The sequence below is a fragment of the Xenorhabdus sp. NBAII XenSa04 genome (assembly GCF_963866145.1).
GTDB lineage: Bacteria > Pseudomonadota > Gammaproteobacteria > Enterobacterales > Enterobacteriaceae > Xenorhabdus > Xenorhabdus indica.
In genome coordinates this window covers 1-365 of the sequence record NZ_CAWMEB010000340.1, presented here as the reverse complement: position 1 = coordinate 365, position 365 = coordinate 1, and the positions used below count along the sequence as shown (strand labels likewise).

Below are 365 nucleotides of genomic sequence, written 5' to 3'. Positions count from 1 at the left end.
CAGCAATATCACCTTGATCACAGACAAGCCTCTGAGGCGTATTGGACTGAGCGTAAAGCCCAATTCCATAGGGCAAATGACCTTTCGGCGTTGTTAAGCCATAATGTTGATTTGAACCAGGTAAAAGCGGTAGAGAAACCGGCTGAGCAGGTGCTCACGATACAGGGAAATGCCTATAAACAGCTTAAGGCCATGTGCCGGAAACAAGGTGTGACACTGAACGTAGTGTTGCAGTTTGCCTGGCATAAATTACTGAACAGCTACAGCGGGGATGAACAGACCATTGTAGGCACAACTGTATCAGGGCGGGATGTCCCGGTCGAGGGTATTGAAGCCAGCGTTGGCCTGTATATCAATACGTTGCC

1 protein-coding gene is annotated in these 365 nt (G+C 49.0%); it reads left to right on the top strand.

What is annotated here, in order from left to right; translation table 11 throughout:
• The coding region (locus tag AAC147_RS12105; RefSeq protein ID WP_047686703.1) for a condensation domain-containing protein at positions 1 to 365 on the top strand (365 nt) is incomplete at both ends.